This window comes from Rhodococcus sp. BS-15, from assembly GCF_000813105.1.
In the GTDB taxonomy this organism is placed as follows: domain Bacteria; phylum Actinomycetota; class Actinomycetes; order Mycobacteriales; family Mycobacteriaceae; genus Rhodococcoides.
In genome coordinates this window covers 1-6,195 of sequence record NZ_BAOX01000282.1, presented here as the reverse complement: position 1 = coordinate 6,195, position 6,195 = coordinate 1, and the positions used below count along the sequence as shown (strand labels likewise).

The window sequence follows — 6,195 nt, the reverse complement described above, 5'->3', positions numbered from 1 at the left end:
AGGCCCGAGTCTCGCCGCCGTCGACGCGTGTCGTCGGACTGCGGGGCCGTCGGCATGCGCCGAGCCGAACCGTCGGGCTCGCGGGTCATGTGTTCGTCGCGCACCACCGATGTCGCTCCGGGCGGAAGCGCAGCGCCGGTCGCGATGCGCACGGCCGTTCCTTCGGTGAGTCGGGCGATGTCGGAACTTCCGGCGTACGCGATGTCGGATCGCAGCGTCCACGGTTCGGTGCCGCAGACGGCGTAGCCGTCCATCGCGGAGATGTCGACTGCCGGCAACGCGGTCTGGGTCACGAGCGGTTCCGCGAGGACGGTCCCAACACTGTCCGGCAGGGGAATTCGCCGGATCGGCAGGACGGAGAGCCGACTCCGAATGCGTTCGAGTGCGTCGCTCACCTCTAGCGTCTCCGACGGTCGTGCGGCGAGGCGGGCGGCGAGAAGATCGGCGGGGGTGTCGCAGTCCTCGACACCGGACACCGCGATCACCAGATGATCGGGCGGCAGGATTGTGCGCATGGGCGCACCCTCCACCGAATCCAGCTGTGCCAGCGCGGAACGCAGTGCGGATTGTCGCCAGATCCCGAGCAGGAATTGCGTGCGGCCCGCACTGTCGTGGGCAAAGACGGCTTCGGTCTGCGGGTGCGATATGGAACCGATCAGCAATTCGACCGCCGCCGCGTCGAGAAAGGCAGATCCGACGCGACGACCACCACCAGATCTGCTGTGCCCTCTGAATCCGCGCAGTCGTCGAGTGACCGCAGTCCCGCGGCGAGGGCGGCGACGGGGCCGCCGCCTGCAGGTGCCTCACGAGTCTGCACCACGTGCTCGGGCACTCCGGTACGGGTCGGCCCCACCAGAACCGTTCTGCGACAGACCGATACTGCGTCCACAGCGATATCGACCATGCGACGCCCGCCGACGGTCATGGCAGGCTTGTCGACCTCTCCAGCCGCAGTGGGGTGCTCGGGATCTGCCATCCTCGATCCTCGACCGCCGGCGAGGACGATCGCGTCGCAGATCGGCGTCATGGTGCGGGCGCTGTCATGTCGGCAGCGGCACGTTCTGCAGTCGAACCTGCCCACGCGCGATGGTCTTGCCGCTGTCGGAGGCGGTTATCGTGACCAGCCACAGCTGCTGAACGCGGCCCTGCTGCAACGGTTCTGCGACTACGTCGACGCGGCCGCCCTTGCTGGCGCGGAGAAAGTCGGTGCCGTTGTGGACGCCGACTGCGAACTCACCGCGATCCTTGACCGCCTCGCTGGCACCGATGCTGGCGGCGCTCTCGACTGCGGTTGTGTAGACGCCGCCGTGGACCACGCCCCACGGAGTGAAGTGCTCGTCCGTCAAATCGATGTGCCCCGCCACCCTGGTGCCCGAGACCTCGTCGACGACCAGGCCGGCGGAGGCGACGAAGCTGCTCGCCTTCGACAGCGCGTACTTCGCCGTGGGGCGTGGGTCGAACTGCTCGAGTGCGTCCCTGATGTTCATTCTCCGAGATTAGTGGTCGGCGGCGGTGGCGGTGGGAGCGCCCCGAAGTCGAATCGAATCGAGGTCAGTGGCACGCGCCCGTCGTGTATCGGCACCCCTTCGGTGCGCAGAGTCTCGAGCTGTCGCGAGGCCAGGTGCGGGGCCGGCTTTCCACTCGCGCCGAGGACTCGATGCCAGGGCAGATCGGCAGAATCGGTGCGCATGATCCAACCGACGATGCGAGGGCTCGACAGGTCTGCGGCGGCCGCGATGTCTCCGTAGGTGGCAACGAACCCCCGGGGGATCGACGCGACCAACGCGCGAACTCTCTCGACCTGGGCTTCGGTGATCGGGGCCATCTACAGCAGGGATCGCACCAGTTCGGCGACCTCGACCGGCTTGGCCTGGCCGACCATGTGATCGCAGTCGAGTTCGACTGTACGCAGGTTCTCGCCCAGCCGGTCTCGCAGCGCCGAAAGGAATTCCTCTGTGACATAGGGAGGTTGGACGCGCATCGCCCGCACCACGACGGTCGGGATGCTCTCGGCCGGTACGACCAGCGGGCGGGCCAGCTCGCCCCACGTCGCGACGACGGCCGGAATGGACATCCGCCACGCGACCTTCCCGTCTTCGGCCGGAACCAGATGTTCGGCGACCTCGCGGTCGAGGAGTTCGGTCGGCACGTCGGCCCACGCTCCGTGGATCTTCTCCGAGCGCGCTTCGTCGGCGTCGGTGTAATCGGGGAACTTCGCGGTCGCCTCGGCCACTTCGAGCAATTCCTCCGGCGGCAACGCGATCGCGGGATCGAGCAGCACCAGGGCGCGTACCGCTTCGGGGAATCGCTGCGCGAGGTGCACGGCCAGCGCGCCGCCGTACGAGTGGCCGAGGACCACCACCGGTCCACGCGCATGGGCGTCGAGCACGGATTTCAGAGCGGTGACCTGAGCGTCGATGTCCCAGGGCGGCGTGGACATCGAATGCCCGTGACCGATGAGGTCGGGTGCCAGAATCCTGGCCTCGGGTAGGTGGTTCTCGGCGAGATCCCACCACCGGGCACCGTGTCCGGTGACACCGTGGATGGCGAGGATTTGTGGACCGTCTGCGGGTCCGAACGTATGCAGATTCAACTCGGGCACGTCGACCACTATGCCGTATCGCGCTAGGACCAGCGAAACAACCGGATCGCGCATGCGGTTCCGGCGATCACCGCGATCACGAGCCCGATGGGTCCGACGATGTCGACAGGCGTTCCGGCCCAAGCCGATCCCAGCGCAGTGACGGTGGCGCCGAAGGGGAGTACCTCACCGACGGCCGCAACAGGCTCCGGCAGATCCGCGACCGGTCCGAACAGTCCGCCGGTGGCACCGAGAGCCAGAAACAGGGTCAGGCCGATCGCGACGGCCGAGTTCGCAGTGGGTGCGACGGCAGCCACCACGATCCCCAGCGAGTACATCGCGGCGGCACCGAGCATCACGATGGCCGCAACCAGGATGGGGTTGTGTGGGGGCGTGATTCCGAAGAGCAGGGCGCCAGTGGACAGAGCGATACCGATTCCGAGTGTCGCCTGGACGGAGCTGGTGATCACCTGCGCAGCCAGCACCTGCGCCGGTCGGATCGGTGTCGTCGACAGTCGCTTCAGCACGCCGGACTTGCGATAGAGCGCAAGAAAGCTCGGCATGTTCACGATGCCGATGACGGCGATGATCATGGTCAGGGCGAGCGGCAGGACGAACCGATCGAACGCGGTGATCGCGCCGGGACCGACGATCTCCGCCGAAGTACCCGAGCCGTTCATCACCAGTACGAGCACGGGGAGGGCGATGGGAACGATCAGGCCGGCCGTGTCCCGGATGACCATGCGCATTTCGGCCCTGACGAGTGCGCCGGTGGCGCGCAGGCCCGGACGAGGTGCTGCGTCGATGTCGTGTGTGGTCATGCCGAGCTCCGTTCCGTCAGCGTCAGGAATGCGTCTTCGAGGGTGGCCCGGTGGTCGCCTCCGAGGCCGGCGTCGACGATCAGAGATTCCGGTGTGCCGGTGGCCACGACGGACCCTCGATCGAGGACGGTGATGCGATCGCACAGTCGGTGTACCTCGTCCATGTGATGGCTGACCAGCAGGATGCTGACACCGTCTGCGCGGAGGTCCTCGATCAGTCGCCACACGGTGCGTCGTGCATCCGGATCGAGTCCGGTGGTGAGCTCGTCGAGCAGGACGACCCGAGGGGAACCGATCAGGGCGAGGACCACCGACAACCGCTGTTGCTGGCCACCGGACAGCCGCTCGTAGCGCACCCGGCGGTGCTCGTGCAGGCCCACCGCACGGACGAGAGCGTCTCGATCGGCAGGTCGACGGTAGAAGGAGGCGAACAGATCGACCAGTTCGGCAACGGTGAGCGCGGTGTGAAGATCGTTGGACTGCAGCTGCACTCCCAGAACGGCTCGCACTCGATCGCGCTCGGTGAAGGGGTCGAGTCCCAGAACTCGCACGGCACCCGAGCTCGGCTTACGAAGGCCCGCAACGGTTTCGACCAGAGTCGTCTTGCCGGCGCCGTTACGCCCGAGCAGGCCGTGTGTCTCGCCTTCGGCCACTGTGAGGCGCACTCCTGCCAGGACTGTCCGCCCCCCGATACCGCTGGGTGATGTCTCGAACGTCGATCGCTGCCATCCGATGCTCCCTCCTCGATCGTGTCGATCTCGACGCTAGATCCGCCGTGGCCTGCGCACAGGTGCCGATGGTCATCGATGGTGATCGTGACTTTCGGCAGGGGTGTGCGGGCGGACCTGGCGATAGGGTCGACAGAATGAGACGCCTCGGACCCGACGTTCTGGCCGGTGCGTTCGTGTCCGCGCTCGCGGTCGCGATGGGCGCTCTCGTCGTCTTCGATCGGTCGATCGCCGACGGCCTCTCGGTTCCGCGTTGGGTCTGGGCTGCGCTGTTCGCAGCCTTCCTGCTCGCGCAGACCGCGGGCATGTGGTGGGAAGACCGGCTGCCGGATCGTCTCGTGCGCGCATGCTTCGCCGCACAGGTGGTGCTGGCACCGGTTCTGGTGCTGACCGCCCCGACGGCAGGTTGGTTGCCCATTCTGCTGGTCTTCACCTCGACGTTCGCCGTGTATCGGGTGTCCGGCTCGTCGGTGGCGGTCATCGTTGCGGTCTTCACCTGCTGTGTGGGGGTGTCGGTTGCGATCCGGGGTGGACGGATCTCGGAGATCGCGCTGATCGCATCGATCTACGGAGCGCTGCAGGTGGCCAGTGCGTTGTCGGTGACCGCGCAGCTGCGGCAGGCTCGGTTGCGTCGGGAACTCGCGGTCGCGCATGCCGAACTGCGCACCGCCAGTGCGTTGTTGGACGATTCCTCCCGTGCCGACGAGCGGTTGAGAATCGCGCGAGAGTTGCACGACGTGCTCGGTCACCAGCTCACCGCACTGAGCCTCGAGCTCGAGGTGGCATCCCATCAGGTGCCCGGGCCCGCACGCGAGCACGTCGTTCGGGCTCGAACCATCGCACGTGACCTGCTCGGCGACGTCCGGGCGACCGTCGGCGAGGTGCGCAGCAGGACTCCGGTGCTGGGGGAGTCGCTCGATCGTCTGGTTGCGCAGCTGCCCGAACCCGTTGTGCATCTGACGGTCGACCCCGACATTCGGGTCGACGAAGCTCGCGCGGTGGCGGTGATGCGCTGCGTGCAGGAGATGATCACCAACACCATTCGCCATGCGAATGCCGATGAGATGTGGATAGAGGTGACTGCGGATCCGGCCGGTGCGCTGTCGGTCTCGGTGCGCGACGACGGCCGGGCGTCGGCCGATTTCGAGCCGGGGCACGGGCTGCAAGGAATCCGAGAACGCATCGAAGGACTGGGCGGCACGGTCACGTTCTCGGTCGATCGCGGTTTCGCGGTCCAGGCGACGGTGCCCGCACCGTGATCACGGTCTTGATCGTCGACGACCACACTCTGGTTCGGCAGGGTATCCGCAGCCTGCTCGAACTGGACCCCGACATCGAGGTGACCGGCGAGGCGGACGACGGCGCTGCTGCGGTCGCGTCGATCGAATTCGATCCTCCCGATGTGGTGTTGCTCGATCTACGCATGCCGCGGTTCGACGGACTGTGGACGCTGCGGGCATTGCAGGACAGAGGAATCACGGTTCCGGTCCTGGTGCTGACGACGTTCGACGACGACGAGTTGGTGCTCGGGGCGCTGCGTGCGGGCGCGAAGGGTTATCTGCTCAAGGACGTGACCTTCGAGCGGCTCGGCGGTGCTGTACGTGAACTCGCGGCCGGGCGCACCTTGGCGCAACCTGCCATCACCGAGAGATTGCTGGACGCTTTTCGGACCGGGAAGCACGGCCCGAGCGACGTCGGAGTCGCCGAAACACTCACAGCCCGCGAGATCGACGTCCTACGACTCGTCGCAAGCGGGTACACCAACAGGTCGATTGCCGATGCATTGCATCTGGCCGAGGGAACCGTCAAGAACCACATGTCTTCGGCCATTCTCAAACTGGGTGCGAACGACAGAACGAGCGCAGTTCTGCGTGCGCTGCGCGACGGGCTGCTCGACTGACCGTGTCCAGGGCTCCGTCCGGGCGACGGTCGATGTGTCGGTGGCTCGTGATTGCATCTGTGTCATGAGCTCGGACGGCAGACACGGCGCGACGGTCACTCTCGTCCGTGCACCCAAGGTGGCTCGCCCGGCACGGGAGTGGAGCGGCCCGGCAGCGCGGCCTGC

Annotated in this window: 8 protein-coding genes and 1 pseudogene; 2 read left to right on the top strand and 7 right to left on the bottom strand. The window is 66.9% G+C overall.

Features of this window, described 5'->3' with window-relative positions:
- The 7 genes and pseudogenes from RHBS_RS22695 to RHBS_RS22665 all read right to left on the bottom strand — a co-directional run.
- A pseudogene (locus RHBS_RS22695) lies at positions 1 to 662 on the bottom strand (molybdenum cofactor biosynthesis protein); the annotation flags it as partial.
- The gene (locus RHBS_RS22690) at positions 656 to 1,027 is read right to left on the bottom strand and encodes a molybdenum cofactor guanylyltransferase (protein WP_128646479.1); all 372 of its coding nucleotides are present in this window, start codon (positions 1,025 to 1,027) and stop codon (positions 656 to 658) included. The gene RHBS_RS22690 and the pseudogene RHBS_RS22695, both read right to left, overlap by 7 nt.
- Before the next feature lie 13 nt (positions 1,028 to 1,040).
- Entirely contained in the window at positions 1,041 to 1,487 is a 447-nt protein-coding gene (locus RHBS_RS22685) for a PaaI family thioesterase (protein WP_237669586.1), read from the bottom strand.
- The gene (locus tag RHBS_RS22680; protein ID WP_121870264.1) at positions 1,484 to 1,825 is read right to left on the bottom strand and encodes an MGMT family protein; all 342 of its coding nucleotides are present in this window, start codon (positions 1,823 to 1,825) and stop codon (positions 1,484 to 1,486) included. Before RHBS_RS22680 ends, RHBS_RS22685 begins: the two co-directional genes overlap by 4 nt.
- Complete coding sequence (locus RHBS_RS22675; protein ID WP_128646478.1) at positions 1,826 to 2,602, bottom strand: alpha/beta hydrolase; 777 nt, start codon at positions 2,600 to 2,602, stop codon at positions 1,826 to 1,828.
- Positions 2,603 to 2,625: 23 nt separating this feature from the next.
- Positions 2,626 to 3,402, bottom strand: coding sequence for an ABC transporter permease (locus RHBS_RS22670; RefSeq protein ID WP_128646477.1), 777 nt, complete (start codon positions 3,400 to 3,402; stop codon positions 2,626 to 2,628).
- Positions 3,399 to 4,055, bottom strand: a complete 657-nt coding sequence (locus tag RHBS_RS22665) for an ABC transporter ATP-binding protein (RefSeq protein WP_237669584.1) — start codon at positions 4,053 to 4,055, stop codon at positions 3,399 to 3,401. Before RHBS_RS22665 ends, RHBS_RS22670 begins: the two co-directional genes overlap by 4 nt.
- A 212-nt stretch (positions 4,056 to 4,267) precedes the next feature.
- On the opposite strand from RHBS_RS22665, the gene RHBS_RS22660 reads away from it, so the two are divergent.
- Complete coding sequence (locus RHBS_RS22660; RefSeq protein WP_128646475.1) at positions 4,268 to 5,389, top strand: sensor histidine kinase; 1,122 nt, start codon at positions 4,268 to 4,270, stop codon at positions 5,387 to 5,389.
- Positions 5,386 to 6,030: a response regulator transcription factor gene (locus RHBS_RS22655; RefSeq protein ID WP_128646474.1), complete on the top strand. Its 645-nt coding sequence runs from the start codon at positions 5,386 to 5,388 to the stop codon at positions 6,028 to 6,030. The genes RHBS_RS22660 and RHBS_RS22655 overlap by 4 nt, the downstream gene beginning before the upstream one ends.
- Positions 6,031 to 6,195 lie beyond the last annotated feature (165 nt).